The sequence below is a fragment of the Stenotrophomonas maltophilia complex sp. Om-AH-Sm3 genome (genome assembly GCF_059337855.1).
The window spans coordinates 300264-326448 of the sequence record NZ_JBYBLQ010000002.1; the positions used below are offsets into that span (position 1 = coordinate 300264).

Here is a 26185-nt window from a genome sequence, read left to right on the forward strand (position 1 = left end):
GCCCTGGGCCGTCACCGCGGTGTCACTGCACCGCGTTGCCGCGCAGCCGCAGCAGGCGCACCAGCGCCCACACCAGCAGCACCACGCCGATGGCCTCGACCATTGCCAGCGCGAAATGCAGCACGCCGAGGATGGCGCTCAGGCTCGACACGGCACTGAAATCACCACTGCGGACCATCCACATCGGCAGGATGCCCGCCGCCATCCCACCGAGGCTGGTCAACAGCAACAGCAGCAGGCCGACCAGCGCGCCGGTGCGGGTCGCATCACGCGGCGCACCGACCACCCAGACCAGGCCGACGCACAGCGCGATCAGCATCGGCAGGCGCACACCGACCATGCTCAGCACGGTCACCATCAGGGTCGTGCCGTCCATCGATCAGTCCTCGCCGGCCAACACAGCCGGGCCCTGGCGCAGCGCCTGGTAGACCTCGTCGGTCTGCGGGCGCACGCCGTGCCACTGCAGGAAGCTCTCGGCAGCCTGCTCGACCAGCATGCCCAGGCCGTCGACGGTGTTACGGCACTGCGCCGCACGGGCCCAGGCCAGGAAGGCGATCGCCGCCTCGCCGTAGTTCAGGTCGACGGCGGTGGTCATCGAGTTGACCAGCGACAGCGGCAGCTTGAACTCGACGTCGCGGTCGCGGCCCGCCGAGGTGGCGTTGACGATCAGTTCGAAGTCGCCCAGCTCGCGCAGGTCTTCCCAGTATCGGCTGATCGCGCGGCCCGGTTCGCCCATGGCATCGATCAGCTCGTCGGCACGTTCCGGCGTGCGGTTGACCACCACCAGTTCGGTGATGCCGGCATCGAGCAGCGCCGGGGCGACGCTGCGCGCCGAGCCACCGGCACCGATCATCAGCACGCGACGGCCGCGCAGGTCCAGGCCGTGGCGGTCGGTCAGGTCGCGCACCAGGCCGATGCCATCGGTGGTGTCGCCGTGCCAACGGTCGCCCTTGCGCAGCAGCGTGTTGACCGATCCGGCGCGGCGCGCCCGTGCGGTCAGCGTGGTGCACACCGAGAACGCGGTTTCCTTGTGCGGCAGGGTGACGTTCGCACCGACACCGCCCTCGGCAGCGAAGGCCTCCAGGCCGGCCAGGAACGCCTCCGGGGCCAGGTCGATCGCGCGATAGTCGATGGCGATGCCTTCCTGGCGACCGAACGACGCATGGATCTGCGGCGACTTCGAGTGGGCGACGGGGTGTCCGAAGACGGCGTAACGGTCGGTCATGGAATCCTCAAGCTGGCTAGACTGATGCTCTGTTCGTGCATGGAACCGGATGATGCGCATCACCCCGCCCCTGCTGGTGCTCGCCGCCAGTCTACTCTCTGCCCCCGTGGCGATGGCGTTGAACGAGTACGGCATCGAAGGCATGGGCGTGGTCTCGACCCGCGCCGACGAGGGTCGCGCCACGATCAGCGCCGATGGCCAGCGCATCGTTTTCGCCCGCCGCGACGAAGCCGGCTGGGGCCTGTGGGAGGCACGCGTGGTCGACGGTCGTTGGCAGCAGGCACAGGCACTGCCGGTCGGCGTGGCCGGTGAAGCCCGTGATCCCTACTTCAGCCGTGATGGCCGCTGGCTGTTGTTCGCGGCCGGCCGCGAGGGCGCGCTGGCGCTGTACCGCGCTGCGCTGGCCACCGATGGCCGGCTGGGCCCAGCGCAGCCGCTGGGCGGTGACGGCGGGCGCCGGGAAGAGCGCGGACCGGCCCTGAGCGCGGATGGCAAGCAGCTGTTGTTTGCCCGCCAGCAGGGCCATGGCGCCGGCTGGGACCTGTTCGTAGCGACGCTGGATGCGCAGGGCCTGCGTGGCCCGGCCACCGAACTGAGCGCGCTGAACAGCGCCGACGACGAGACCGACGGCGACTGGCTGGGCCATGACGGCGCCGTGGTGTTCAGCCGCGGCCACGGCAGTACCGCGCAGGTCTGGAGCAGCGGCTGTGCGTGGAGCGGTGTGGCGCTGCAGCCGCTGGGACTATCGTTCAACCAGGCCGGCGGCTGGACCGGCGCGCCGGTGATCGACAACGCCAGGCCCGGCGAGATGATGGTGGCCAGCAGCGCGGCAAAGGCGCCGCGCGCCGGTGGCGTGGACGTGTACCGGTTGGCGGTGCCCAGGGTGGCGGCGGTGGCCGGGTGCGTGCGGTAGATCCACGCCATGCGTGGATGGCGCCCGCGAAGGGGTCAGAGCCCTTTCCTGCGGAAAGGGATCCGACCCCGGGGATTGCCCGTCAGCGCGACAACACCTTGGCGCGCAACTGCTCGTACTCCATCTCGCTCAGCTGGCCGTTGTCCTTGCGCTGGTTCAACGCAGCCAGCTCGGCCTGCACGCTGTCCGGCAGGGCCTGCTCACGGGCTACGTGGCGGGCGGCGGAAAGCTGCTCCGGCGGGCGCTTGCCCGCCCGCCAGGCGGCGATGAAGACACCGACGATGATGGCACCGAACACCAGGACACCGGTGCCCCAGATCAGCCATTGCATCCATCCCAGTTCGGGTCCCATCGCGCAGTCCTCCGTCTATCGTGGCGCTATTGTCAGCGCTCGCGCAGCCATCGCGCCACCTGCGGCGCGAAATAGGTCAGCACGCCATCGGCACCGGCCCGCTTGAAGCCCAGCAGCGACTCCAGCACGCAGGCACGCTCGTCCAGCCAGCCGTTGGCGAAGGCGGCCTTCATCATCGCGTACTCGCCACTGACCTGGTAGGCGAAGGTCGGCACGCCGAACGTGTCCTTCACCCGGCGCACCAGGTCCAGGTACGGCATGCCCGGCTTGACCATCACCATGTCGGCGCCCTCTTCCAGGTCCAGCGCGATCTCGCGCAGGGCCTCGTCGCCGTTGGCCGGGTCCATCTGGTAGGTCTTCTTGTCGGCCTTGCCGAGGCTGGCCGCGCTGCCCACCGCATCACGGAACGGCCCGTAGAACGCCGAGGCGTACTTGGCCGAGTAGGCCATGATGCGCACGTTGATGTGGTTGTCGGCATCCAGCGCACGGCGGATCGCGCCAATGCGGCCGTCCATCATGTCCGACGGCGAGACGATGTCCACACCGGCCTCGGCGTGCGACACCGACTGCTTGACCAGCGCTTCGACCGTGATGTCGTTCAGCACATAGCCCTTGTCGTCGATGATGCCGTCCTGGCCGTGGGTGGTGTACGGGTCCAGCGCCACGTCGGTCATCACGCCCAGTTCCGGGAAGCGCGACTTCAGCGCGCGGATCGCACGCTGCGCCAGGCCGTCCTCGGCCCACGCCGCCGATGCGTCCAGCGACTTCAGCGACGGGTCGATCACCGGGAACAGGTCGATCACCGGAATGCCCAGTTCCAGCGCTTCTTCGGCCACCTTCAGCAACTCTTCGATCGACAGCCGCTCCACGCCCGGCATCGACGGCACTGCGGTGCGGCCCGCCAGTTCGTGCACGAACACCGGGTAGATCAGGTCGTCGGTGGTCAGCGTGTTCTCGCGCATCAGGCGGCGCGAGAACTCGTCGTGGCGCATGCGGCGCGGGCGGTAAAGCGGATGGGACATGGCAGGCTCCGAGGAGTGGCTATTGCAACAGGTAACCCTGCGGCAGCAGGGGTTCGGGCAAGGGGCGTTCGCCGAGCGCGTCGAGCTGGTCGATCTCGATCGTGCGCACCAGCGCGTCCAGCGGCAGGTCGTTCGGCTCCAGGCCGAACGGGTCTTCCATTTCTTCGCCCAGCTGGTCCAGGCCGAAGAAGGCATAGGCCAGCACCGCCGACAGCACCGGCGTGCCCCAGCCCAGCGAACTGGCCAGGCCGAACGGCAGCAGCACGCAGAACATCCACGCGCAGCGATGCAGCAGCAGGGTGTAGGCGAACGGCAGCGGCGTGGTGAGAATGCGCTCGCAGCCGGCCTGGATCGACGACATCGCGTGCAGGCGCTCCTCCAGCTGTGCGTAGAGGATCGGATCGAGCTCGCCGGCGCGCAGCGCCTGGGCCAGCTCGGCAGCGATCATCGACAGCAATGCATCCGGCACGTTCTCGCGCTGGCCCAGCTGCTCGCGTTGCGGCTTGTCCAGCCATGGCAAGGCGGCCAGGGCCACGATGCGTCCACGCAGGCGCGCGGCCAGCGCATGGGCGAACGCGGTGGTGAGGTACGCGATGCGGCGACGGCGGCCGCCGTCATCGGCCAGCAGCAGGTGCACCTGGCGCGCCAGCGAACGTGATTCGTAGACCAGCTGGCCCCACAGCTTGCGGCCTTCCCACCAGCGGTCATAGCAGGCGCTGTTGCGGAAGCTGAGGAAGATCGACAGGACCAGGCCGAGCAGGGTGAACGGCGTGACCGACACGCGTTCGATGCCGGTCGGCGGGGCCAGTTCCACCACGGCCGCCACGGCAATGGACAGGATCAGGATGGCCAGCACCTTCGGCGCGATCGCTTTGACGATCGAGCCGCGCAGGATGTACAGCAGTTGCCAGCCGTGGGGACGGGGTCGGATGATCATCGGGCAGCCGCGCCAGGCGCGGAATCACAGGCACGCGGGGGGCTCGCGCAGCCGCTCATTGTACGCCCCTGCCCGGCCAGCAGCCGTGTACCTGCGACGCCCGGTCGCACCGGGTGCCAGGATTCAGATCACACCGCCGCCCAGGCCCAGGCGCAGGATGCCGACCACCACCACGATGCCGTTCAGCACCAGCCCGGCCCAGGCCCGACCGCGCTTGGTCGGGTGGGTAAACAGGATGCCCAGCGCGGCGATCACCGCGCCGACGGCGGCGAACGGGATCAGGAACCAGTTGCCCCAGCCAAGCAGCGGAATCAGCGCCAGGATCATCCACAACAGCGCCAGTACGCCCCACAACAGACTGATCACGCCCATTCCGCTCTCCCGCAGTTGGTTCCTGTCTGTCCACCATAGTCGTTCACGCGGTCGCCGCCTACTGCCGTTGGCGGGGCTGTCACCCGACGCGTGCTAGCGTGCTGCCGTGGGTGCCCGGGCCCGGGTGTTGGCGCCGATTCAGAGTGGCCCACCGAAGATCGCAACCAGTCCTACAGGGGTCGTGCCATGAACATCCGTTGGGCCGCGCTGGCGGCCATCCTGCTGGTCGCCGCCGGTTGTGCCAGCACCTCCAAGGTCATGCTGGGGCGCGCCCGCGCGCCGATCGATCCGGCACTGGTGCAGATCTATTCCACGCCACCGGCCGGCTCGCAGGAAATCGCGCAGCTGGAATCGGCATCTGCCGTGGGCTTCGGCACGCAGGGCCAGACCGATGCCGCGGTGGCACGCCTGAAGCGTGAAGCGGCGGCACTGGGCGCCAATGGCGTGGTGCTGATGGGCGTGGGCAGCAGCGGCTCACCGGTGGGCATGTCGGTGGGCGCCGGCACCTTCGGCTCGCATGTGGGCGGTGGCGTCGGCATCGGTATTCCGACCACGCAGAAGCGCGCCGCCGGCGTGGCGATCTGGGTACCCAATCCGGAACCGCCGGCACGGCTGCCGACCCAGGTGATCACGCCGCAGCGGTGATGCAGTAGATCCACGCCATGCGTGGATGGACATTTACGCACGGGGTCAGAGCCCTTTCCTGCGGAAAGGGATCCGACCCCGGCGCGGGCATCACTTGTACTTCGGCACGAACACCTTGTTCACCGCATCGGCCAGCTGGTCCGGGGGCAGCAGGCCCTGGTCGAGCAGGAAGTTGTTGAACGCCAGGCGGTCGAACTTCGCGCCCAGTGCCAGCTCGGTCTGCATGCGCAGTTCCAGGATGCGGGTGTAGCCATAGAAGTAGCTGCCCGCCTGGCCCGGCATGCGCACCATGTAGCGGTCCAGTTCCTGGGTGGCCATCGCCTTGGACAGGCCGACCTGCTCCATCAGCACGCGTTCGCCGTTGGCGCGGTCGGTCAGGCCGAGGTTGAGCATCGGGTCAAGCATTGCGCGTGCGGCCCGCAGCAGGCGGAACTGCAGGGCGATCATCTGCCCGTCCAGCGGCTCGTACGGCACCATCTCGGCCTCGGCATACAGCGCCCAGCCTTCAACATTCACCGAATTGAACGCGAACATGGTGCGTGCCAGCGAGACACCACGCTCGACCATCGCGGTGAACTGCAGCTCGTGGCCGGGGCGGCCTTCATGCGCGCTCAGCGTCCATGCCGCCGCACCGAAGTTGAAATCGTCGTATTGTGCGCCCGGGCCCGCCGCCGGGTTGCCCAGCGGCAGCACGAAGGTGCCCTGCTGCCCGGTGTTGTTGACCAGCGGCGCCGGCAGGAAATGCGGGGCCGGGCTGGCCGCGCTCTCGGCGGCCGAACCCAGGCGCATCTGCATGGCGCGCTTGGGCACGTCGACGATGGCATGCTCGCGGATCAGCGGATCGATTGCATCGATCACCTTGCGGTAGTGCCCTTCCAGATGGTCGTCGGCGATCTTGTCGGCCTTCAGCGCGCGGATCACCGCCACCGGGTCACTCGGGTCGGCCACCTTCAGACCCTTGTCCTTCACCACCAGCGGCGCCAGCTGCTGCATCGCCGAGCGGGTTTCCATGAACTCCAGCTGCGCGCGCTGCATCAGCAGCTTCGGATCGATATCGATACCGACCTGCTTGAGCTGGTAGGCGTACAGCGGCGCCGGCAGGCGCGCATCGGTGCGTGCCTTCGGCAGCACGTCCTTGCGGGTCCAGGCGGCGTAGTCCTTCATCTGCCCGGCCAGGGCCTTCATCGCCTCATCGGCGCCGGCGATCTGGTACTTCTTCAGCAGCGACTCGATGCCGGTGATGTACGTCTCGACATTGTCCAGCGATTGCTGCACTTCGATCTTCGTCGGCTGCAGCAGGCTGCCGTCCTTCAAGCGCTCTTCGTAACGCTGGCGGGCCAGCGTGGTAAACGCGGTGCCACCCGGCTGCAGCCCGGCGTAGGCCTTGAGGCGGTCGATCGCCTTGGCCCGGCGCTCGGCCGGCACCTGGTCGGACAGCAGCAGGTTGAGGCCGCTGAAGATGGTCTGCGGCGCGTCACTCCATGGCAGCAGGTACTTCTCGTTGAGCTCGCTGCCTTCGATGTTCTGGTTGGCGGCGTGGATCATGATCTCCAGGTCCTGGCGGACGTTGGGATCCTGCTCGGTGGCCAGCTTGGCTTTCAGTTCATCGCGGGCCTTGGCCATCGCGGCGCGGTAGCGCTTGCCATTGTCCGCACCGAGGTCGGCCACCTTGTCGTCATAGCCGGGCACGCCGAAGAAGCCGGTTTCTTCCGGCTGGAACGGGCCCTGCGCATCAAGCAGGATCTGCGCCAGTGCGTTGCTGCGGGCCACCCAGGCCGGGCTGGCCGGAGTAGCGGCCTTGGCGGCGGGTGCCGCCAGCGCCGGCGGTGCGGACATCAGCGGGGCGGCAGTCAGGGCCAGGGCAACGGCCAACGCGATCGGCTTCATGGTGCACTCCAGGACAGGGTTGCCCGCACCCTACGCGCTCAGCGCTGTGGCGACAATCGGCCGGAGGTCACAACGCCGCGGCCAGCGGGCATTCGCCGCGTTCGCGGCAGGCCTGCAGCTCGCATTCCTGCGCGGCCTCGTCATCATCCAGCGCGGTCAGGTCGAACGTCTGCTTGTTCTCGCCCAGCACATACATCACCGGATAGTCCCAGACGTCGTCGCTGCGGGTGCCCTTCACGAACAGCCGGCCGTGCGCGCGCGGGCCTTCCAGGGCCACGGTCAGGCCGACGTCGCGCTGGCCGTTGATCGCGGTCTGCATGCTGCCCAGCGGCATCGACTCGGCACGCAGCGGCTCGCCGAAGGCTTCCACCAGTTCGATGCTGCATCCAGCGCGGCGCATCGCCTCGCGCATCGGCGGGCTCTCGCGTGCGGCCTCGCTCCAGCGCAGCACGCTCCAGGCCACCACGCCACCGGCACTGGCCAACACCAGCAGCACGGCCAGCGGCATCGCCCAGCGCCAGTGACGGGACCACCAGCCGGCAGGCTTCGGGCCATGGGTGGGAATCGGCGGCGGCAGTGTCATCGGCGGGCTCCTTCCCGTTTGTGCATCAGGGCTTCAGGCAGCGTCCCAGGAAGGCTTCGGCCACACGGTAGCGATGCAGGGCATCGGCGCCGGACAGGCCATGCTTGGCACCCGGATAGGTCATCAGCTCGAACGGCTGGCCGCGCTTCTGCAGCGCGCTCATCAGGCTGGTCGAGTTGGTGAACAGCACGTTGTCATCGGCCATGCCGTGGATCAGCAGCAACGGCGAACGCAGGCCTTCGATATGGGTCAGCACGCGCGCTTCGCGGTACCCCGCTTCGTTGCGCGCCGGCAGGTCCATGTAGCGTTCGGTGTAGTGGCTGTCATACAGGCCCCAATCGGTGACCGGTGCGCCGGCCACGCCACAGGCGTACTGGTTCGATGCCTTGGCCAGCAGCATCAGAGTCATGTAACCGCCGTTGGACCAGCCCTGCACGCCGATGCGCGCCGGGTCCACCCACGGCTGCTGCTTCAGCCAGGCCACGCCGCGCAGCTGGTCGGTCACTTCCACCGTGCCCTGCTTCCCGTACAGCGCACCACCGAAGTCGCGGCCACGGCGCGGAGTACCGCGGTTGTCCAGCGAGAACACCACGTAGCCCTGTTGGGCCAGGTACTGGTTGAACAGATGGTCGCCGCGGCCGGGCCAGCTGTCGGTGACGGTCTGGCTGGCCGGGCCGCCGTAGACGTACACCGCCACCGGGTAGCGCCTGGACGGATCGAAGCCGGCCGGCTTGATCAGGCTGTAGTTCAACGGGGTCTTGCCGTCGGCAGCCATCAACGTGCCGAACTCGACCGGGCGCTGCGCATCGCGGTAGCGCGCATACGGGTGCTTGGGATCGGTCAGGTCGTTCTCGACCAGCGTGGCGATCTTCTCGCCGTTGGCGCGGAACAGTTCGATCTGCGGCGGCGTGGTGCTGTTGGACCAGCTGTCCACGTAGACGCTGGCATTGCGGGCGAAGCTGGCGCTGTGCATGCCCGGCGCCTTCGACAGGCGCTGCGGCTCACCGCCCTGCAGCGACACCGCGTAGATCTGGCTTTCGCGCGAGGTCTCGATGCCAGCACGGAAGTAGGCCTTGCCGGCCTTCTCATCGACCGCCAGCAGTTCGTCCACCGGCCAGTTGCCATGGGTCAGCGCAGTGGCCTTGCCCTTGCTGTCGATGCGGTACAGGTGCTGGAAGCCGGTGCGCTCGGACGACCACAGCACGCTGCCATCTTCAAGGAAGCGCAGGCTGTTGTGCAGCGGCACCCAGGTCGGGCTGGTCTCGTGTGCGAGCACGCGCTGGCGGTTGGAGTCGAGCGCCACTTCGACCAGGTCCAGCTGCTTCTGGTCACGCGACTGGCGCTGGAAACTCAGGTGCTGCGCATCGCGCCAATCGACGCGGGCCAGGTAGATGTCCTGTTCCTTGCCCAGGTCGATCCAGCGCGGCTGCGCATCGGCGGCCGGTGCGATCACGCCCAGCTGCACACGCACGTTGGCGTCGCCGGCGGCCGGGTAACGCTGTTCGATCACATCGGTGCGGTCGGCGTAGACCTCGTAGCGCTTCTGCACCGGCACCGGCGCCTCGTCGATGCGGGCGAAGGCGATGGCCGAATCATCCGGCGCCCACCAGTAACCGGTGTGGCGATCCATTTCCTCATCGGCGACGAACTCGGCCACGCCGTTGCCGATGGTGGTGCTGCCGTCGCGGGTCAGCTGCAGCTGCTTGCCACTGGCCAGGTCGATCACCCACAGGTTGCGGCCACGGATGAAGCTGACGAAGCCGCCCTGGGGCGACAGCTTGGCGTCGGTGGCGAAGCCTTCACCGTGGGTCAGCTGGCGCACGGCCGCCTGGCCATGCTGCTTGAGGTCGTACAGGTAGAGTTCGCCGCCCAACGGGAACAGCAGGCGCTGCGCGTCCGGCGACCACTGGTAATCGACGATGCCGGTCATCGCGGCGATGCGCTGGCGCTCGCGTCGGGCCTTTTCCTCATCGCTGAGGGTCTCGGTGCCGGGCAGCACCACCTTGGAATCAACCAGCAGGCGGGTCTGGCCGCTGCCGATGTCGTAGGTCCACAGGTCCAGCTGGTTGCGGTCGCTGTCCTTGCCGCGCAGGAAGCTGACCTGCGAACCGTCCGGCGCCACCTTGGGCTTCATCAGGGTCGGGCCGGACAACGGCAGGGGGCCGGTGATGGCTTCCAGGGTCAGCTTTTCGGCGTGGGCGGCGGTACTGGTGGCGAGCATGAGGGCAAGCGAAGCGAACAGGTGGCGCATGGAGGATCCCGGCAAACGGCAGGTCCGCCTCCACGCGGGGCGCGGGACGGTCGTCCCCCATCCTAACCAAGCCCGTGCGGGAAGGCAGCATGACCTTCTGCCCATAAGGAGTGCCGGTAAGGAGTGCCGACCAACGGTCGGCACCCACCGAACTGGGTCAGCGCTGGCCGAACAGATGCTTGCGCTCTTCGTCGCTGAGCGGCTTGCCGGCGTTCGGGTTCACCTGCTGACGCAGCGCATAGGCGCGCTGGGTGGCCGGGCGCGCGGCGATGGTCTCGTGCCAGCGCTTGAGGTTCGGGAACGCGGCGAAGTCCACCGGCAGCTTGTCGTAGGCGCCGATCCACGGGTAGCTGGCCATGTCGGCGATGGTGTACGCGTCGCCGGCCAGGAAGGCGTGCTGGGCCAGGCGCTTGTCCATCACCCCGTGCAGGCGGCGCACCTCGTTGTCATAGCGCTCGATCGCATACGGGATCTTCTCCGGGGCATACACATTGAAATGCCCCATCTGGCCACTCATCGGACCCAGGCCCGCCATCTGCCAGAACAGCCACTCCAGGGTGGTGATGCGGCCGCGCGGGTCGCTGGGCAGGAAGCGGCCGGTCTTCTCGGCCAGGTACAGCAGGATCGCGCCGGACTCGAACACGCTCTGCGGGGCGCCGCCATCGACTGGGGCGTGGTCGACGATGGCCGGCATCTTGTTGTTGGGCGAAATGGCGAGGAATTCCGGCTTGAACTGGTCGCCCGAGCCGATGTTGACCGGGTGGATGCGGTACTCCAGGCCGGTTTCCTCCAACAGCAGGGTCACTTTATGGCCGTTCGGGGTGGGCCAGTAATACAGGTCGATCATGGCGTCGGCTCGGGGTGCGGAAAGGAACCTGAAGTCTAGTGCGTGAGTTGGGTTGGCACCGTCATGGCGGGCCGGTAACCTCGCCTCTCCCCCGAAACGCAGCATCCCCCGCATGAGTGCAAACCGCCCGCCGCTCTCCCCGTTGTCCACGCTGATCTTCGCCTCACGCTGGCTGCAGCTGCCGCTGTACCTGGGCCTGATCGTGGCGCAGTGCGTCTACGTGTTCCTGTTCGGCAAGGAACTGTGGCACCTGATCTCGCATTCCGCCTCGATGGGTGAACAGCAGATCATGCTGATCGTGCTGGGCCTGATCGACGTGGTGATGATCTCCAACCTGCTGGTGATGGTGATCGTCGGCGGCTACGAAACCTTCGTCTCGCGCCTGCGCCTGGAAGGCCACCCGGACCAGCCGGAATGGCTGAGCCACGTCAACGCCAGCGTGCTGAAGGTGAAGCTGGCGATGGCGATCATCGGCATCTCCTCGATCCACCTGCTGAAGACCTTCATCGCCAGTGGCGCACTGAATGGCATCCCGCTGTGCACGCCGGAGCAGATGAGCGTGGCCGCCGCCAACATCGGTGTCGCCCGCTGCTCGATGCTGACTCAGGAAGGCGTGCTGTGGCAGACCATCATCCACTGCGTGTTCATCCTGTCGGCGATCGGCATCGCCTGGACCGACAAGCTGATGTCCAACGGCCACAGCAAGTCGCACGACAAGGCGCACGACCACTGAGGTCGGCGCCGGCAACGGCACGGCCGCCGTTGCCCATCCCGGCCACTGCTCTTGTACGCGGCGGCGGCCGGGATGCTAGATTGCACCCTCGCCGTTGCCGGCGGTGGCGTCGGGAAACGTCACCCTGCCGCGCCCGGACCGCAGGTCCCGGCCATGCATATCAATGATTTACGTCACGTCGTCTTCTAGAGGGGAGCAGGATGTCGCACGTCTCAACGATCACCGCCGCGCGCCGGTGGCTGCCGGTTGCCCTGGCACTGGCACTGGCTGCCTGCTCGGGCAAGGAGGAAACCGCCGCACCGGCCCCGGCCGCCGCACCCACCGCCGCTGCACCGGCCGCACCGGTGGTTGCCGCCAAGGTGCAGTCGATGGGCACCGAGCAGCTGCGTGAGTCGGCCAGCCAGGCCCTGCGCGAGAACCGCATGTACGCGCCGGCCGGCGACAACGCCATCGAGTACTACCTTGCCCTGCGCGACAAGACGCCGGACGACGCCTCGGTGAAGAGCGCACTGACCGACCTGCTGCCGTACACCCTGATCGCCGCCGAACAGCACCTGGGCCGCGAGGACTACACCGAAGCGCAGCGCCTGGTGGCACTGATCGAGAAGGTGGACGCCTCTGCGCCGGCGTTGCCGCGCCTGAAGGACGGCCTGGCCAAGGGCGTGCAGAACGCGGCCAAGCGCACCGAGGCCGAAGCCGAGAAGGCGAAGAAGGACGCCGAGGACCGCAGCAAGCAGCAGACCGAACAGCAGCGCCTGGCCGAGCAGCGTGCCAAGGAAGCCGACGCGGCCAAGCAGATCGCTGCCCAGCAGGACGCTGCCCGCCGCGACAACGAGCGCCAGGAAGCCGAGCGCCAGGCTGCGGCCCGCCGCGACGCCGAGCAGAAGCAGCAGCAGGCTGCCGCCCAGCAGGCCAGCGCCGCACGCCAGGCCGCAGCACCGGCGGCCGCTGCGGCGCCGAACCTGCGCCCGGTCAGCACCCCGGCGCCGCGCTATCCGTCCGAGGCGCTGCGCGCAGGCACCTCCGGCGAAGTGCTGGTGGAAATCACCGTCGGCACCGATGGCTCGGTGACCAATGCCCGCGTACTGCGCGCAACACCGTCGCGCGTCTTCGATCGCGAGGCCATGAACGCGGTCAAGCGTTGGCGCTTCGAGCCGGTCAGCGCACCGGTCACCACCCGCCGCACCCTGGTGTTCGCCCCGGGCGGCAGCTGACCGCGAAAAGGGGACGGAGGGGATTAAGTCGTTTCCGCCCCGCAATGACCACACGGCCCGGCATGTCCGGGCCGTGTTCGTTTCAGGCGAGGCTGTCGATCAGGCGTTGCAGTGCCGGATCACGCGCGGCCAACACCTGGAACAGGCCCAGCGCATGCAGGCCCGGCAGCAGCGCACGCAGGTCGGCTTCGGCGGTGGCGCGGGTGGCGTCATCGCTGGCGGGGTCCTGCCAGTCACGGACGCTGGCGAGGAAGGCGCCGACGCTGCCCTTGCGCACGGTGAGGCCGTTCACCTGCACCTCGTTCTGATGGTCGGGAAGGATGTCCTGCGGCTGCATGGGTGATGCTCCTGTGGGATCGGGAGCCCAGTGTGCCGCCCAGCCAGCGGCACTTCTGCCGTATAACTGCCAATGGATATGGCAGATCAGACATCACCCGCGTTGATTGACCCCGCTTTGGCGAACGCCGAAGACGGTCCCCTCATCCTGGCCTCGCAGCTGCGGGTGCCGGGACGGCGCCGCACCGCACGCCACCAGCACGTGCGCGGCCAAGTGCTGGGTGCCCACCACGGCCTGCTGCGGATCGAGGCCGGCGATCTGCACTGGTTGCTGCCGGCGGGGCACGTTGCCTGGATACCGCCCTTGCTGCCCCACGCCCTGGTAGGGGCAGAGGCATTCGATGGCTGGAGCCTGTACTTCAACGCCGAAGCCTGTCTGGAGCTGCCCGCCGTGCCGCGCATTTTCCAGCCGAACGTGCTGTTGCAGGCGGCGATGATGCGCGCACTGAGTTGGCCACATCAGGCGCTGGACGCCGCGCAGGCACGCCTGGCCGGCGTGATCACCGATGAGATCGCCGCCAGCACGCCTTTGCCGCTTGCCTTGCCACAACCGCAGGATCGACGGTTGCGGCGGATCGCGGCGGCGCTGGCACGGTCGCCGGACGACCTTCGCAGCGTCGAAGCGTGGGCAGCCGCCAACGGACTGTCCGGCCGCAGCCTCGCCCGCCGGTGGCAGGCCGAAACAGGCATGCCCCTGGGCCATTGGCGGCAGCGCCTGCGCGTGCTGCTGTCGCTGCCACGCCTGCTGGCCGGCGAGCCGGTGATCAGCGTTGCGCTGTCGATGGGCTACGACACCCCGAGCGCGTTCATCACCGTGTTCAAGCGCGAGATGGGGGTGACGCCTGCGCGGTACGCAAAAGGGGACGGAGGGAATTAAGTCGCTTTTGACTCTTCCGACACGGCATCGCGGCGTTGCCTGATGTCCGGCTTCGCGGCCGCAATGACAGGCTGAAACCCCGTCCAGTCTCCAGATCCGATGCCCCGACAAGCGCGCCTGATGCTGGCAGGCCAGGCCTATCACGTGATCCAGCGCGGTGTGAACAAGGGCGCGATCTTCGTCGACGACATCGACCGCCAACTGTTCCTGCATCTGTTGCACAGCGCATTCCTCAAGCACCACGTCGCACTGCATGCCTATGTCCTGATGGGAAACCACGTTCACCTGTTGGCCACGCCCTCCACACAGCAGGGTCTGGCTGGTGCAATGCGCATGCAGGGCAACAACTACGTACAGGCCTTCAACCAGCGGCACGGGCGCAGTGGGCCGCTGTGGCAGGGTCGCTTCCATTCCTCGATGATCGACAGCGATGCCTATCTTCTCAGCGTATACCGCTACATCGAACGCAATCCGGTTCGTGCCGGGATTGTGGTCAGCGCCGAAGATCATCCGTGGTCCAGCGTGCACGGCAACCTTCAACGACGCGATGATCCGATGCTGACACCGCATCCTGCGTTCAAAGCACTGGCAGCGACCGCTCGGAAAAGGGCGACGTTGTATGCCGAGTTCCTGCGCGACGTGAATGCATCCGCCGACGTACCTGCGATCCGCAACCACAGTGCCAGGCAAAGCCCAATGGGGGACGCTGCATTCCTGCGGATGGTGGAACAGACGCTGGGACGCCCCGTGGTGATGCGCAGACGAGGGCGCCCGCGCAAGCAGGGGACGGGAGAGGCAGAAACGACTTAATCCCCTCCGTCCCTTTTTTGGTCAGCCGGAGATCGCCAGGCGCTCGTTGTGATAGCGGCGCACGGCGGCGAACCACAGCACGGCGGCCAGGCCGAGGCTGGCGCCGAGGTAGATCGCCCAGACCGCCGGGGTGATGATCTCGTGGCGGATCACCTTCAGCAGCATCTGGTTCTGCGACAGGAACGGCACGGCGTACTGCCACAGCTCGCTCTTCAGCGGATAGGCCACCAGTGCATAGCCAGGCAGCATCGGCAGCAGCATCAGCCAGGTCATGTGGCTTTGCGCTTCCTTCATGCTCTTGGCTGCGGCCGACAGGAAGGTCAGCAGCGAGGTGCCGATCAGCAGCATCGGCAACATCACCAGCAGCATCTGCAGCATCGAGCCGACGTTCATGTTGAACTGGCGGCCGATGTTGCCGGGCGCGATCTGCGCGCTCACCTTGAACGCGACCAGGGTCAGCAGCAGCGACACGAAACCGACCACGCAGGCGGCGGCGATCTTGCCGCTGACGATCGCGCTGCGCGAACCCGGCGTGGCCAGCAGGGGTTCCAGCGACTGCCGCTCGCGCTCGCCGGCGGTGGCGTCCATTACCAGGTAGGCGCCACCGATGAACGATGTCAGCGTCAGCAATACCGGCAGCAGCATCGACAGAATCATGCCGCGCTTGGCCTCGGCACTGGCCAGGTCCTGGCGCGCCACGTCCAGCGGGCGTGCCACCTGTGCGTCGATGCCACGCGCCATCAGGCGCAGTGCACCGACCTGGCCGTTGTAGGTGGCCAGCGCCGCCTCCAGGCGCGCACTGGGTACTTCAGCCGCGCGACGCGTGCTGTCCTTGATCACCTCCACCAGCGCCGGCTTGCCCTCGGCCCAGTCCTTGCCGAAATCATCGCTGATGCGCAGCGCCACATCGATGTCCTGGGTGCGGATGGCCTCGGCCAGGTCCTTCGGTGCCGGTGCGGCATTAAGGCCCTGTGCGGCGAGGAAGCGCACCAGGTTCGGCGCGTTCCCGGCGCCGATGGTCGGGATCTGCAACGGCTCTTCGATCTGGGTGCGTACCCGGCTCTCGGCCAGCTTGCCCATTCCCAACAGCAGCACCGGGTACAGCAGCGGCCCGAACAGCAGGGTCAGCAGCAGCGTGCGGCGGTCACGCGACAGGTCGCGCAGTTCCTTGCGCATCACCGTCATCAGGGTCGACATCATGCTCATGCGTGCAGGCCCTCTTCGCTGCCGATCAGTTTCACGAACGCATCTTCCAGGTTGGCTTCGCCGGCCTGCGCACGCAGCTCGTCGGCGCTGCCGGCAGCCATCACCGTGCCCTTGGCGATGATCACGATGTGGTCACACAACGCCCCCACCTCCTGCATGATGTGGCTGGACAGGATCACGCAGCGCCCCTCATCGCGCAGGCCGAGCAGGAAGCGGCGCAGCGCGCGCGTGGTCATCACGTCCAGGCCATTGGTCGGTTCGTCGAGGATGACGTTGCGCGGGTCGTGCACCAGCGCGCGGGCAATCGCGGTCTTGGTGCGCTGGCCCTGCGAGAAACCATCGGTCTGCCGGTCGAGGATGTCCCCCATGTCCAGCGCGTGCGACAGCACCTCGATGCGTTCGCGGATGCGCTCGGCCGACAGGCCATGCAGTTCGCCGAAGTAGGCGATGTTCTCGCGCGCGGTCAGGCGCTTGTAGACGCCACGCGCATCGGGCAGCACGCCGAGGTGGCGACGTACCTCCACCGGATTGCGCGCCGCATCGATGCCGTCGACAGTGATGCTGCCCTGGTCGGGCGTCATCAGTGTGTACAGCATGCGCATGGTGGTGGTCTTGCCGGCACCGTTGGGGCCGAGCAGGCCGGTGATCTGCCCATCCCGGGCGCGGAAGCCGACGTTGGCGACCGCCTGGATGCGGCCCGTGCGGGTATCGAAGGCCTTGTGCAGGTTGTCGGCGACGATCATGGTTCCCATCCGTTGAACGAGGTGAACGCCGGCACGTAGCTCAGCGTGTCCAGGCAGCCGGCATCCAGCGCCTTGGCATCGGTCTTGTCGATGAACTGTCCGAGCAGGCGCGGCATGCAGCCGGCGGTCAACGTGCCATGGCCCTGGCCACGGGCGACCAGCGCACGGCCGTTGGGCAGGCCCTTGAGCACCTGTGCGGCGTAGCGCGGTGGCGTCACCGGGTCCAGCTCACCGGACAGCAGCAGTGCCGGCACGTCGCTGCGCAGCGGCACGGCATCGGTTGCCGGCGCCGGACGGTGCGGCCACACCGGGCAGGCCGCGAAGAACGCACTGGCCACCTCGTTGCCGAACAGCCGCTCGGGATCCTCGGCCGGCGCGTGGTAGCGCGGCGCATCCTCGCTGCAGATCACCGACCACTGCATGCCGCGGTTGATCTGGAAATCCATGCTGCGGTTCGCGCCGCGCGCCAGCGATGCCAACGGGGCATAGCGCCCGTGTGCGGCTTCATCCAGCACCAGTGGCAGCAGCGAGGAATACTGCGGCACGTAGGAGAAGGCGAAGGCAAGGCCGACCACGCTGTCCGGCGTCAGGACATCCTGCCGGGGTGCGTTGGTACCCGGGTCGCGATACTCGACCGAGACCGGTGCACGGCGCAGGGTGTCGACCACGCTGCGCAGCTGCGCGCGGGTATCGGTCGGGAAACGCTTGCTGCACGCGGCATCCTTGCGGCACTGCGCCGACTGCAGGGCGATCGCATCCTCGAAGGTGGTCGCGAAGTCGCCACCGACCACCAGCTCGTTCGGTACCACGCCATCGATGACGATGCTGCGGGTATGCTGCGGATAGGCCCCGGCATAGCGCTGGGCCACGCGGGTACCGTAGGAGCCGCCAACCAGGTTGAGCTGGTCCACACCGAGCGCCGCACGCACCGCATCCAGATCGGCGATCGCCTCGGTGGTGGTGTAGAAGCGCGCATCGGCACGCCCCTGCAGCGATGCGGCACAGCGCTGGGCGTAGTCGCGCAACGCTGCCTCGGAAGGCGCGGCATCCTCGTCCACCTGCAGCGGCTTGCCGTCCGCGCCCAGGCAGCTGAGCGGGTTGGAGCCGCCGGTGCCGCGCTGGTCGATCAGGAACACGTCGCGCTGTTTGCGCACCTGGCGCAGTGCAGTGTCGACGATGACCGCCACCTCGCTGGCCGCCTGGCCGGGGCCGCCGGCCAGGAAGAACACCGGGTCCGGCTGGCTGGCGCCGCTGCTGCCCGATTCCAGCCAGGCGATACGCAGGCCGATCCGGCGACCGTCAGGCTGGGCCCGGTCCTCCGGCACCTGCAGGGTGGCGCACTGCGCCTCCACGTTGGCGCTGGCACCTTCGGTGGACAGTGTGCAGGGCTGGAAGTCGATCGTGCCGAAGCGGCGGCTGGGTGCATCGCTGGCGCTTCCGGCGTCGGCCGGCGGCGGCTGGCTGCACCCGGCAAGCATCAGGCTGGCCAGCATCCCGGCCAGCGCGAGGTGGTGTCTTTGCATCGTGCTCGTTTCCCCTGGAGGACGTTCCTGTCGACCACGACGGGCTGCCGCGGAAGATGTGACCCAACTTACACGGGCAGCGCGCCGACGGCGATGGGCAATGACGAATCCGCCGCCGACGGCGCGCAGACCAGGCGGTCCCGCCTCTCGGCCTTGGCCGGCACAGGGCGGCATTGGCGGCGGCCCGCAGCGCCCCATGGGCCAGTGCACCGGCCCGGCGGCGATGCGGGGTCTGAAAACGGCGAGCACGGCCGCCGGCGCACGCGCAGAATCCGCCGCAGACCCAGGAGACGCTCATGCACACGTGGTACCTCGGTGGCATCGACCATCGCCCCTTCCTGCACCTGTTCGAGATGAGTGACAGCGCGCTCGCCGCGCTCGGCATCCAACGTCGCTGGGCCGGCGCCAACGGCGGCCATCCCTGCCGGATCAGCCTGAGCGATCCCGCGCCTGGCAGCGAGCTGCTCCTGCTGTCCCACGTCCACCTGCCGCTGCATTCGCCGTACCGCGCCGCCGGCCCGATCTTCGTGCAGCGCGGCGTGACCCGTTGCGTCCTGCCGCCGGGCGAGGTGCCCCCGTATGTGCAGCGCCGGATGATTTCGATGCGTGCCTATGACCACGCCGCGCTGATGTGCGGTGCCCAGGTCTGTGCGGGCACCGAGGTGGCCGACCACCTGGATGCACTGTTTGCCGACCCGTCGGTGGCGTTCGTCCAGCTGCACAACGCGGCGCATGGGTGTTTCTCGTGCCAGGCAGATCGGGTGGGTACCGAGACTGCGTAGCGCGATCTCCATGACGTGATCGATGCCACGCCGGTCACGTGACGTCCAGCGCATCCGTTCAGCCCTGCGTGAAGCCTGCGGGAAGGGCTTCACATGCGCAGTCACGGATCGGCACTGCGAGGGTTCCGTCGCCTGCAGCGCGACTCGATACTCGCCGTGGTGCCGCCGGAAGTCCACTGCGCAGCGCAGCGCCTGCGGTCACCGTTCCCTTTCGACGACCACAAGGATGCGCCATGTCATTCCGATCCACACCGCTGCTGCTGGCTACCTCGTTCGTGGCTGCGGGCCTGTCCCTGGCCGGCAACGCGTTCGCCCACGGCACCATGACCACGCCGGTCAGCCGCGTCTACGCCTGTTTCCAGGGCAACCCCGAGAACCCGACCAACCCGGCCTGTGCCGCCGCCAAGGCCATCGGCGGTTCGCAGGCGTTCTACGACTGGAACGGCATCAACCAGGCCAATGCCAACGGCAACCACCAGGCCGTGGTGCCCGACGGCAAGCTGTGCAGCGGCAACAACCCGACCTTCCGCGGCCTGGACGTGAACCGCAGTGACTGGCAGACCACGCCGATCCAGCCCGATGCCAATGGCAGGTTCACCTTCGTGTTCAAGGCGACCGCGCCGCACGCCACCCGTGACTGGCGCTTCTTCGTCACCCGCGAAGGCTGGCAGCCGGGCAGCCCGCTGCGCTGGGCCGACCTGCAGGAGTTCTGCACCCTGGGCAATACACCGCTGTCGGCCGATGGCACCTACAAGCTGCAATGCACGTTGCCGCAGCGCACCGGCCAGCATGTGATCTACAACACCTGGCAGCGCTCGGATTCGACCGAGGCGTTCTATACCTGCATGGATGTGCGTTTCCAGGGCGGCGGCGGAACGGCACCGGCAACGCAGTGGCAGGATGCCGGCCCGGTCACCGCGCGCGGCGAGCTGCCGGTCGGCACCACGTTGGCGCTGCGCGTGTTCAATGCCAACGGCAATGATGTCGAACGCGTGGAAGCCACGCTGGCCAGCGGCCAGACTGCCGCCGCACAGTGGCCGCTGGTGCTGGCACGCAAGGTCAATGCCAGTGCGCAGCACGCACGCGTGGGCGTGCTCAGCAACGGCGTGATCACACCGGCCGCCTCGGCCACCGACAACCGGGTGTACCTGAAGGACGGCAACCGCTTCCAGCTCGACACCCGGGTGCCCGACGCGGGCACGCCGTCGCCGGGCGGTGATTTCGACCACGTGTACCCCGCAGGCATTGGCAGTTACGTCCCCGGCCAGACCGTGGTAAAGGGCACCGACGGCAAGCTGTACGCCTGCCGCCCGTTCCCGGAAGGGGCGTGGTGCAACGTCAATGCCGAGGCATATCGCCCCGGTGTGGGCAGTGCATGGCGCGATGCTTGGGTGCCCTACTGACCCGTTGTAGAAGGCGGTGCGCATCGCGCCGCCTTCTGCCTGGGCCGCAGTGCTTTGAGCAGTGTGCTGCAGATCAGGCACGACAGCCATCAAATTCAAACTTGTCCGATGTTGACGGCGCGTCTGCATGTGAAGACTCCATGAGGTTTCCCACACCTCGCAAAGGAGTCTCTGCATGGGCAGTCCTCGCTCTGTCCGTCGTTGCCGGCCTGGCCCTGTCCGGCAGCGCCTTCGCCCACGGCACCATGACCAAGCCGCTCAGCCGCGTGAAGCAGTGCCACGAGGGCAATCCGGAAAACCCGACCAACCCGGCCTGCGCCGCCGCCAAGGCCATCGGTGGTTCGCAGCCGTTCTACGACTGGAGCGCGATTGCCCACGGCAATGCCAATGGCAACCATCGCGAACTGGTGCGCGACGGCGAACTGTGCAGTGCCAGCATTCCCAAGTACCGCGGGCTCGACCTGAACCGCACGGACTGGCCGACCACGCCGATCCGCGCCGACGCCCGTGGCCGTTACACCTTCGAGTTCCGCGCGCCGGCGCCGCACGCCACTCGCGAATGGAAGTTCTACGTCACCCGCGATGGCTGGCAGCCGGGCAGCCCGCTGCGCTGGGCCGACCTGCAGGAATTCTGCACGCTGGGCAACACGCCGCTGTCCGAAGGCGGTGTCTACAAGCTGGACTGCCCGCTGCCCAAGCGCAGTGGCCAGCACATCATCTACAACACCTGGCAGCGCTCGGATTCGCAGGAGGCGTTCTATACCTGCATGGACGTGCGCTTCGAAGGCGGCGATGGCGTGGTTCCGCCGCCGCAGTGGCAGGATGCCGGCGCCGTGACCGCCAACGGTGCACTGGACGTGGACAGCACCGTGACCCTGCGTGTGTTCAATGCCAACGGCAATGACCTGGCGCGCGTGGAGACCACGCTGGCGGCCGGCCAGACCGCTCCCGCACAGTGGCCGTTGGCGCTGGCCCGCAAGGTCAATGCCAGTGCGCAGCACGCCCGCGTCGGTGTGATGAAGAGCGGCGTGATCACGCCGGTCGCATCGGCCACCGAAAACCGCGTGTACCTGAAGCCGGGCAATCGCTTCCAGCTGGAAACCCAGGTGCCGGGCCCGGTTGATCCGGTCGATCCGCCGGGTGGCGATTTCGACTTCGTGTATCCGGCCGGCCTCGGCAGCTACACGCCGGCCAGACCGTGGTAAAGGGCACCGACGGCAAGCTGTACGCCTGCCGCCCGTTCCCGGAAGGCGCGTGGTGCAACATCAATGCCGATGCCTATCGCCCGGGCACCGGCTATGCCTGGCGTGATGCCTGGGTCGCGTACTGAACTCGACGGGGGGTGGCACTTCGGTGCCACCCCTCCTGCATGACGTTTCTTGCGATGGAGGTCGCATGGAAAAAGGCGATGGGTTCCCAACCTCGTTTTTTTAGGAACCGTTGAATGGAGGACGCTCTTTGCTGCGTGGAAACTCGGCGGGTCTTCCACGCGTCAAAGGACGTCTTCGATGCAAGCCCACCTACTTGCAGCAGTTGCTGCCTCCCTGTGCGCAGCTCTCTTCGCCTCACAGGAGGCCCAGGCCCACGGCACCCTCTCCAAGCCAATCAGCCGCATCTACGCCTGCCGTCAGGCCAACCCCGAGAATCCGACCAATGCGGCCTGTGCGGCAGCCAAGGCCATCGGTGGCGCGCAGCCCTTCTACGACTGGGCCGCCATCAGCCAGGCCGAGGCTGACGGCAACCATCGCCAGGTCGTGCCTGATGGCGAACTGTGCAGCGGCGGCAATGCAAAGTACCGCGGCATGGACCTCAATCGCACGGACTGGTCGACCAGCCCGATCCGCGCCGATGCCCGCGGCCGCTACACCTTCGAGTACCTCGCATCGGCTCCGCACAAGACCCGAGACTGGGTCTTCTATGTAACCCGCGAAGGCTGGCAACCGGGCAGCCCGCTGCGTTGGGACGATCTGGAGCAGTTCTGCTCGCTGGGTCACGTGGACGAGGACGCCAACGGCATCTACCGGCTGGATTGCCCACTGCCCAAGCGTACTGGCCAGCACATCATCTACAACACCTGGCAACGCTCGGATTCGAAGGAAGCGTTCTATACCTGTGCTGACGTACGTTTCGAAGGCGGTGACATCATCCCGCCACCAGAGTGGGAGGACGCTGGGGCCATCACCGCGCGCGGTGACCTGGAGACCGGTACCACCCTGACCCTGCGCGTGTTCAACGCCAACGGCAATGACCTGGAAAGCCCGAAGATCACCCTCGCCACCGGGCAGACCTCCGCCACGCAATGGCCGCTGGCGCTGGGCCACAGGGTCAACGCTTCTGCCCAGCATGCCCGGGTGGGCGTGCTGAAGAACGGAATCATCACTCCCATCGCCTCGGCCACCGAGAACCGCGTCTACCTGAAGCCGGGCCATCGCTTCCAGCTCGACACGCAGCTGCCGGATCCGGTCGATCCGCCACCGGGCGACTATGACTTCGTGTATCCGGACGGTATCGGCAGCTACACGCCGGGCGAAACCGTGGTCAAGGGCGCCGACGGCAAACTCTACGCCTGCCGCCCGTTCCCGGAGGGCGCGTGGTGCAACGTCAATGCCGAACCCTACCGCCCGGGCACCGGCTCTGCCTGGCGTGACGCCTGGATCGCGTACTGAGGCCGGGCACCGGGGGCGGCGTGGTGCCGCCTCCGGTTTGCGGGGGGTTGCCGGCCAGCGGCCGGCACTACCGGGGTTCATGGGGTTGCCGGCCAACGGCCGGCACCACCCGGGCCTACTTGCTGCTGACGTACTTCTCGCGGCGGATCTGCGGGTTGCCCAGGCCGGCCGCCTTCAGCAGCTCGGCGCAGGCATCGACCATGTCCGGGTTGCCGCACAGGTAGGCGATGTCGGTGGCCGGGTCCGGCGTGAAACCGGCCAGCGCCTGCTGCACGTAGCCGTGCTGTACATCCGGGTGCGGTTCGGTCGGCAGTTCGCGCGACAGGCACGGAACATAGCGGAAGTTCGGGTGCTTTTCGGCGAAGCTGTAGAAATCTTCGCTGTACAGCAGCTCGCCCGGGCTGCGCGCGCCCTGCAGCAGCACGATCTGCACGCCGCGTTCGGCCATGGCCTTCTCCAGCAGCGGCAGCATGGAGCGGTACGGGGTAACGCCGGTACCGGTGGCGATCAGCAGGTAACGGGCGTTGTGGTCACCGGGATTCAGGCAGAACCGGCCATAGGGGCCGGACGCACTGATCTGGCTGCCCTGCTCCAGCGCCTCGAACAGGGCCGTGGCGGCGCCACCGGGCACGAAACTGACCGCGATGTCCACCGCCTCGCCCGGGCCCAGCGCATGATCGTGGATGGTCGCCAGCGAGTAGCTGCGCTTGGTTTCGGTGCCGTCGGCGTAGCTGAAATGGACCTGGATGAACTGGCCGGGCTGGAAATCCAGCGGCTGCCCATCGTCACGCACGAACTGGTAGTGGCCGACGGTCGGGGCCAGCATGCGGCAGCCGACCAGCTTGAGGGGGAATTGAACAGGCACGACTTTTCGGGACAGTGTGTAGCCGGGGCAAGCCCTCGGGGTCTTCTATAATAGCCCCTCCCCGCCCCTCTCCAGCGCCAGCCCATGGGCGCGAAGGCTTCGAGCTTGGCATCCCAGAACGATACGGCGCCCGCCCTGCGCGTGCGCGACCTGCGCAAGACTTATGACAACGGCACCCAGGCCCTGAAGGGCGTTTCCCTGGAAGTGGCCCCGGGCGACTTCTTCGCCCTGCTCGGCCCCAACGGGGCGGGCAAGTCGACCCTGATCGGCATCATCAGCTCCCTGGTCAACCTCAGCGAGGGCCAGGTGGAGGTGTTCGGCAGCGACCTGGTGCGCAACCGCAGCGCCACCATGCGCCTGATCGGGCTGGTGCCGCAGGAGATCAATTTCAACCTGTTCGAAAAGCCCTTCGACATCCTGGTGAACTACGCCGGGTTCTACGGCGTGCCGCGCGAGGAAGCCGAGCAGCGCGCCGAGGAAGAGCTGAAGCGCGCGCACCTGTGGGAAAAGGCCCAGGTGATGAGCCGCACGCTGTCCGGCGGCATGAAGCGCCGGCTGATGATCGCCCGCGCGATGATGACCCGCCCGCGCCTGCTGATCCTGGATGAGCCGACCGCCGGCGTGGACATCGAGATCCGCCGCGACATGTGGCGCGTGCTGAAGGAGATCAACGCTGCCGGCACCACGATCATCCTCACCACGCACTACCTGGAAGAAGCCGAGTACCTGTGCCGCCACCTGGCGATCATCAACCATGGCCAGATCGTCGAGCAGGGGCCGATGCGCACCCTGCTGGCCAAGCTGGACGTGGAAGGCTTCCTGCTGGACATCGACGGTGACCTGCCGGCGCAGCTGCCGGTGATCGAGGGCGCGACGCTGACCGCGCCGGACCCGCACACGCTGGACATCGACATGCCACGCGCGATGGACCTCAACCGCGTGTTCGCTACGCTGAACGCGTCCGGCATCCGCGTGCGTTCGATGCGTACCAAGAGCAACCGCCTGGAGGAGCTGTTCGTGCGCCTCACCGGCAACATGGAGAAGCCTGCATGAGCACCACCGAGCTGACCGACGGCCAGCGCAACCGCATCGCGCTGATGACCATCGTGCGCCGCGAAGTCGCCCGCATCATGCGCATCTGGGGCCAGACCCTGGTGCCGCCGGCGATCACCATGACCCTGTACTTCCTGATCTTCGGCAACCTGATCGGGTCGCGCGTGGGTGACATGGGCGGCTACACCTACATGCAGTTCATCGTGCCGGGCCTGGTGATGATGAGCGTGATCCAGAACAGCTACGGCAACATCAGTTCCTCGTTCTTCGGTGCCAAGTTCGGCCGCCACGTCGAAGAACTGCTGGTCAGCCCGATGCCGAACTGGGTGATCCTGTGGGGCTACGTGGCCGGTGCCGTGCTGCGCGGCCTGATGGTCGGCGTGATCGTGCTGATCATCGCCATGTTCTTCACCCCGGTGCGAATCCCGCATCCGATCGTGATGCTGACCACGGTGATCCTCGGCGCGACGATCTTCTCGCTGGCCGGCTTCATCAATGCGGTGTACGCAAAGAAATTCGATGACGTGGCGATCGTGCCGACCTTCATCCTGACCCCGCTGACCTACCTGGGTGGCGTGTTCTATTCGGTGAAGCTGCTGCCGGGCTGGGCCGAAGCGGCCACGCACGCGAACCCGATCTTCTACATGGTCAATGCGTTCCGCTATGGCCTGCTGGGCAGCAGCGATGTGCCGCTGCCGGTGGCCTACGGCCTGATGATCGGTTTCGTGGTGGTGCTGACGGCGCTGGCCCTGTGGCTGCTGCGCCGTGGCGTGGGCATGCGCAGCTGAGACCTGCGTGGTAGTGCCGGCCGCTGGCCGGCAACACCAGATCCACGCCATGCGTGGATGCAGCAGCCTGTAGAGCCGAGCCTATGCTCGGCTCTTTTTCGCCAGCAATCTCCGGCACAATCGCAGTTCTGATTCCCCCCAGAAAACGGTGA

26 protein-coding genes and 1 pseudogene are annotated in these 26185 nt (G+C 67.5%); 12 read left to right on the forward strand and 15 right to left on the reverse strand.

The window, feature by feature from the left end:
• Positions 1–22 precede the first annotated feature (22 nt).
• Both AC10QF_RS04050 and aroE read right to left on the reverse strand, forming a co-directional pair.
• Positions 23–376, reverse strand: a complete 354-nt coding sequence (locus AC10QF_RS04050; RefSeq protein WP_494541794.1) for a hypothetical protein — start codon at positions 374–376, stop codon at positions 23–25.
• 3 nt (positions 377–379) lie between these two features.
• On the reverse strand, positions 380–1225 hold the full coding sequence (gene aroE, locus AC10QF_RS04055) for a shikimate dehydrogenase (protein ID WP_494541795.1): 846 nt from the start codon (positions 1223–1225) through the stop codon (positions 380–382).
• 49 nt (positions 1226–1274) lie between these two features.
• On the opposite strand from aroE, the gene AC10QF_RS04060 reads away from it, so the two are divergent.
• Entirely contained in the window at positions 1275–2138 is an 864-nt protein-coding gene (locus AC10QF_RS04060) for a TolB family protein (protein WP_069138802.1), read from the forward strand.
• Between the two features lie 82 nt (positions 2139–2220).
• On the opposite strand, the gene AC10QF_RS04065 is transcribed toward AC10QF_RS04060, so the two are convergent.
• From AC10QF_RS04065 to AC10QF_RS04080, 4 genes are all read right to left on the reverse strand, one after another.
• A complete protein-coding gene (locus AC10QF_RS04065; protein WP_005420179.1) occupies positions 2221–2490 on the reverse strand; it encodes a hypothetical protein in 270 nt (89 codons plus the stop codon).
• A gap of 32 nt (positions 2491–2522) precedes the next feature.
• The gene (gene hemB, locus AC10QF_RS04070; RefSeq protein WP_005420181.1) at positions 2523–3512 is read right to left on the reverse strand and encodes a porphobilinogen synthase; all 990 of its coding nucleotides are present in this window, start codon (positions 3510–3512) and stop codon (positions 2523–2525) included.
• Between the two features lie 19 nt (positions 3513–3531).
• Positions 3532–4449 (reverse strand): bestrophin family protein, encoded by a 918-nt coding sequence (locus AC10QF_RS04075; RefSeq protein WP_134972492.1) that lies wholly within the window; start codon positions 4447–4449, stop codon positions 3532–3534.
• A 123-nt stretch (positions 4450–4572) separates the two neighbouring features.
• Positions 4573–4821: a hypothetical protein gene (locus AC10QF_RS04080; protein WP_005420185.1), complete on the reverse strand. Its 249-nt coding sequence runs from the start codon at positions 4819–4821 to the stop codon at positions 4573–4575.
• A gap of 186 nt (positions 4822–5007) precedes the next feature.
• Here AC10QF_RS04080 and AC10QF_RS04085 point away from each other — a divergent pair, with 186 nt between their 5' ends.
• Positions 5008–5466 carry a hypothetical protein gene (locus AC10QF_RS04085; protein ID WP_005420187.1) on the forward strand — a complete coding sequence of 153 codons (459 nt, stop codon included), beginning with the start codon at positions 5008–5010 and terminating at the stop codon, positions 5464–5466.
• Positions 5467–5556: 90 nt separating this feature from the next.
• Here AC10QF_RS04085 and AC10QF_RS04090 read toward each other — a convergent pair whose 3' ends face one another.
• The 4 genes from AC10QF_RS04090 to AC10QF_RS04105 all read right to left on the reverse strand — a co-directional run bounded on the left by AC10QF_RS04090 (position 5557) and on the right by AC10QF_RS04105 (position 11034).
• Positions 5557–7353, reverse strand: coding sequence for a DUF885 domain-containing protein (locus AC10QF_RS04090; RefSeq protein ID WP_005420189.1), 1797 nt, complete (start codon positions 7351–7353; stop codon positions 5557–5559).
• A 67-nt stretch (positions 7354–7420) separates the two neighbouring features.
• Positions 7421–7936, reverse strand: coding sequence for a cytochrome c oxidase assembly factor Coa1 family protein (locus tag AC10QF_RS04095; RefSeq protein ID WP_494541796.1), 516 nt, complete (start codon positions 7934–7936; stop codon positions 7421–7423).
• Between the two features lie 25 nt (positions 7937–7961).
• Positions 7962–10187 carry a S9 family peptidase gene (locus tag AC10QF_RS04100; protein ID WP_494541797.1) on the reverse strand — a complete coding sequence of 742 codons (2226 nt, stop codon included), beginning with the start codon at positions 10185–10187 and terminating at the stop codon, positions 7962–7964.
• 157 nt (positions 10188–10344) lie between these two features.
• A complete protein-coding gene (locus AC10QF_RS04105) occupies positions 10345–11034 on the reverse strand; it encodes a glutathione binding-like protein (RefSeq protein ID WP_005420195.1) in 690 nt (229 codons plus the stop codon).
• A gap of 112 nt (positions 11035–11146) precedes the next feature.
• Between AC10QF_RS04105 and AC10QF_RS04110 the strand changes: the two genes are divergently transcribed.
• Positions 11147–11767: a TIGR00645 family protein gene (locus AC10QF_RS04110; RefSeq protein ID WP_005420197.1), complete on the forward strand. Its 621-nt coding sequence runs from the start codon at positions 11147–11149 to the stop codon at positions 11765–11767.
• A 200-nt stretch (positions 11768–11967) separates the two neighbouring features.
• On the forward strand, positions 11968–12981 hold the full coding sequence (locus tag AC10QF_RS04115) for an energy transducer TonB (protein WP_139727972.1): 1014 nt from the start codon (positions 11968–11970) through the stop codon (positions 12979–12981).
• Between the two features lie 82 nt (positions 12982–13063).
• Here the strand turns inward: AC10QF_RS04115 and AC10QF_RS04120 are convergent, their stop codons facing one another.
• Positions 13064–13318 carry a hypothetical protein gene (locus tag AC10QF_RS04120; protein ID WP_111128509.1) on the reverse strand — a complete coding sequence of 85 codons (255 nt, stop codon included), beginning with the start codon at positions 13316–13318 and terminating at the stop codon, positions 13064–13066.
• 78 nt (positions 13319–13396) lie between these two features.
• On the opposite strand from AC10QF_RS04120, the gene AC10QF_RS04125 reads away from it, so the two are divergent.
• Both AC10QF_RS04125 and AC10QF_RS04130 read left to right on the forward strand, forming a co-directional pair.
• A complete protein-coding gene (locus AC10QF_RS04125) occupies positions 13397–14194 on the forward strand; it encodes an AraC family transcriptional regulator (protein ID WP_494541798.1) in 798 nt (265 codons plus the stop codon).
• 99 nt (positions 14195–14293) lie between these two features.
• A complete protein-coding gene (locus tag AC10QF_RS04130) occupies positions 14294–15004 on the forward strand; it encodes a transposase (protein ID WP_069138814.1) in 711 nt (236 codons plus the stop codon).
• Between the two features lie 21 nt (positions 15005–15025).
• Here the strand turns inward: AC10QF_RS04130 and AC10QF_RS04135 are convergent, their stop codons facing one another.
• Genes AC10QF_RS04135 through AC10QF_RS04145 form a run of 3 tightly spaced genes read right to left on the reverse strand, consistent with a single transcriptional unit; the run spans position 15026 to position 18476 of the window.
• Positions 15026–16210 carry an ABC transporter permease gene (locus AC10QF_RS04135; RefSeq protein ID WP_069138817.1) on the reverse strand — a complete coding sequence of 395 codons (1185 nt, stop codon included), beginning with the start codon at positions 16208–16210 and terminating at the stop codon, positions 15026–15028.
• The gene (locus tag AC10QF_RS04140) at positions 16207–16953 is read right to left on the reverse strand and encodes an ABC transporter ATP-binding protein (protein WP_111175975.1); all 747 of its coding nucleotides are present in this window, start codon (positions 16951–16953) and stop codon (positions 16207–16209) included. The genes AC10QF_RS04135 and AC10QF_RS04140 overlap by 4 nt, the downstream gene beginning before the upstream one ends.
• Positions 16950–18476, reverse strand: coding sequence for an alpha/beta hydrolase (locus AC10QF_RS04145; RefSeq protein WP_069138819.1), 1527 nt, complete (start codon positions 18474–18476; stop codon positions 16950–16952). Before AC10QF_RS04145 ends, AC10QF_RS04140 begins: the two co-directional genes overlap by 4 nt.
• 296 nt (positions 18477–18772) lie before the next feature.
• On the opposite strand from AC10QF_RS04145, the gene AC10QF_RS04150 reads away from it, so the two are divergent.
• The 4 genes and pseudogenes from AC10QF_RS04150 to AC10QF_RS04165 all read left to right on the forward strand — a co-directional run bounded on the left by AC10QF_RS04150 (position 18773) and on the right by AC10QF_RS04165 (position 23327).
• Positions 18773–19258, forward strand: a complete 486-nt coding sequence (locus AC10QF_RS04150; RefSeq protein WP_069138821.1) for a DUF1203 domain-containing protein — start codon at positions 18773–18775, stop codon at positions 19256–19258.
• A 233-nt stretch (positions 19259–19491) separates the two neighbouring features.
• Positions 19492–20661: a lytic polysaccharide monooxygenase gene (locus tag AC10QF_RS04155; RefSeq protein WP_069138823.1), complete on the forward strand. Its 1170-nt coding sequence runs from the start codon at positions 19492–19494 to the stop codon at positions 20659–20661.
• Positions 20662–20801: 140 nt separating this feature from the next.
• A pseudogene (locus AC10QF_RS04160) lies at positions 20802–21991 on the forward strand (lytic polysaccharide monooxygenase).
• A gap of 178 nt (positions 21992–22169) precedes the next feature.
• A complete protein-coding gene (locus AC10QF_RS04165; protein WP_111175983.1) occupies positions 22170–23327 on the forward strand; it encodes a lytic polysaccharide monooxygenase in 1158 nt (385 codons plus the stop codon).
• 115 nt (positions 23328–23442) lie between these two features.
• Here AC10QF_RS04165 and AC10QF_RS04170 read toward each other — a convergent pair whose 3' ends face one another.
• Positions 23443–24192: a ferredoxin--NADP reductase gene (locus AC10QF_RS04170; RefSeq protein WP_080104359.1), complete on the reverse strand. Its 750-nt coding sequence runs from the start codon at positions 24190–24192 to the stop codon at positions 23443–23445.
• Between the two features lie 84 nt (positions 24193–24276).
• Between AC10QF_RS04170 and AC10QF_RS04175 the strand changes: the two genes are divergently transcribed.
• Positions 24277–25245, forward strand: a complete 969-nt coding sequence (locus tag AC10QF_RS04175) for an ABC transporter ATP-binding protein (protein ID WP_069138829.1) — start codon at positions 24277–24279, stop codon at positions 25243–25245.
• On the forward strand, positions 25242–26033 hold the full coding sequence (locus AC10QF_RS04180; protein WP_005420226.1) for an ABC transporter permease: 792 nt from the start codon (positions 25242–25244) through the stop codon (positions 26031–26033). The genes AC10QF_RS04175 and AC10QF_RS04180 overlap by 4 nt, the downstream gene beginning before the upstream one ends.
• Positions 26034–26185 lie beyond the last annotated feature (152 nt).

Bases quoted from the DNA above. Each gene is read 5' to 3' on its own strand.
- AC10QF_RS04180 (WP_005420226.1), top strand. From the start codon at position 25,242: ATGAGCACCACCGAGCTGACCGACGGCCAGCGCAACCGCATCGCGCTG.
- AC10QF_RS04065 (WP_005420179.1), bottom strand. From the start codon at position 2,490: ATGGGACCCGAACTGGGATGGATGCAATGGCTGATCTGGGGCACCGGT.
- AC10QF_RS04130 (WP_069138814.1), top strand. From the start codon at position 14,294: ATGCCCCGACAAGCGCGCCTGATGCTGGCAGGCCAGGCCTATCACGTG.
- AC10QF_RS04175 (WP_069138829.1), top strand. From the start codon at position 24,277: ATGGGCGCGAAGGCTTCGAGCTTGGCATCCCAGAACGATACGGCGCCC.
- AC10QF_RS04145 (WP_069138819.1), bottom strand. From the start codon at position 18,476: ATGCAAAGACACCACCTCGCGCTGGCCGGGATGCTGGCCAGCCTGATG.
- AC10QF_RS04090 (WP_005420189.1), bottom strand. From the start codon at position 7,353: ATGAAGCCGATCGCGTTGGCCGTTGCCCTGGCCCTGACTGCCGCCCCG.
- AC10QF_RS04085 (WP_005420187.1), top strand. From the start codon at position 5,008: ATGAACATCCGTTGGGCCGCGCTGGCGGCCATCCTGCTGGTCGCCGCC.
- AC10QF_RS04165 (WP_111175983.1), top strand. From the start codon at position 22,170: ATGCAAGCCCACCTACTTGCAGCAGTTGCTGCCTCCCTGTGCGCAGCT.
- AC10QF_RS04095 (WP_494541796.1), bottom strand. From the start codon at position 7,936: ATGACACTGCCGCCGCCGATTCCCACCCATGGCCCGAAGCCTGCCGGC.
- aroE (WP_494541795.1), bottom strand. From the start codon at position 1,225: ATGACCGACCGTTACGCCGTCTTCGGACACCCCGTCGCCCACTCGAAG.
- AC10QF_RS04135 (WP_069138817.1), bottom strand. From the start codon at position 16,210: ATGAGCATGATGTCGACCCTGATGACGGTGATGCGCAAGGAACTGCGC.
- AC10QF_RS04100 (WP_494541797.1), bottom strand. From the start codon at position 10,187: ATGCGCCACCTGTTCGCTTCGCTTGCCCTCATGCTCGCCACCAGTACC.
- AC10QF_RS04075 (WP_134972492.1), bottom strand. From the start codon at position 4,449: ATGATCATCCGACCCCGTCCCCACGGCTGGCAACTGCTGTACATCCTG.
- AC10QF_RS04060 (WP_069138802.1), top strand. From the start codon at position 1,275: ATGATGCGCATCACCCCGCCCCTGCTGGTGCTCGCCGCCAGTCTACTC.
- AC10QF_RS04110 (WP_005420197.1), top strand. From the start codon at position 11,147: ATGAGTGCAAACCGCCCGCCGCTCTCCCCGTTGTCCACGCTGATCTTC.
- AC10QF_RS04120 (WP_111128509.1), bottom strand. From the start codon at position 13,318: ATGCAGCCGCAGGACATCCTTCCCGACCATCAGAACGAGGTGCAGGTG.
- hemB (WP_005420181.1), bottom strand. From the start codon at position 3,512: ATGTCCCATCCGCTTTACCGCCCGCGCCGCATGCGCCACGACGAGTTC.
- AC10QF_RS04105 (WP_005420195.1), bottom strand. From the start codon at position 11,034: ATGATCGACCTGTATTACTGGCCCACCCCGAACGGCCATAAAGTGACC.
- AC10QF_RS04050 (WP_494541794.1), bottom strand. From the start codon at position 376: ATGGACGGCACGACCCTGATGGTGACCGTGCTGAGCATGGTCGGTGTG.
- AC10QF_RS04140 (WP_111175975.1), bottom strand. From the start codon at position 16,953: ATGATCGTCGCCGACAACCTGCACAAGGCCTTCGATACCCGCACGGGC.
- AC10QF_RS04125 (WP_494541798.1), top strand. From the start codon at position 13,397: ATGGCAGATCAGACATCACCCGCGTTGATTGACCCCGCTTTGGCGAAC.
- AC10QF_RS04155 (WP_069138823.1), top strand. From the start codon at position 19,492: ATGTCATTCCGATCCACACCGCTGCTGCTGGCTACCTCGTTCGTGGCT.
- AC10QF_RS04115 (WP_139727972.1), top strand. From the start codon at position 11,968: ATGTCGCACGTCTCAACGATCACCGCCGCGCGCCGGTGGCTGCCGGTT.
- AC10QF_RS04080 (WP_005420185.1), bottom strand. From the start codon at position 4,821: ATGGGCGTGATCAGTCTGTTGTGGGGCGTACTGGCGCTGTTGTGGATG.
- AC10QF_RS04150 (WP_069138821.1), top strand. From the start codon at position 18,773: ATGCACACGTGGTACCTCGGTGGCATCGACCATCGCCCCTTCCTGCAC.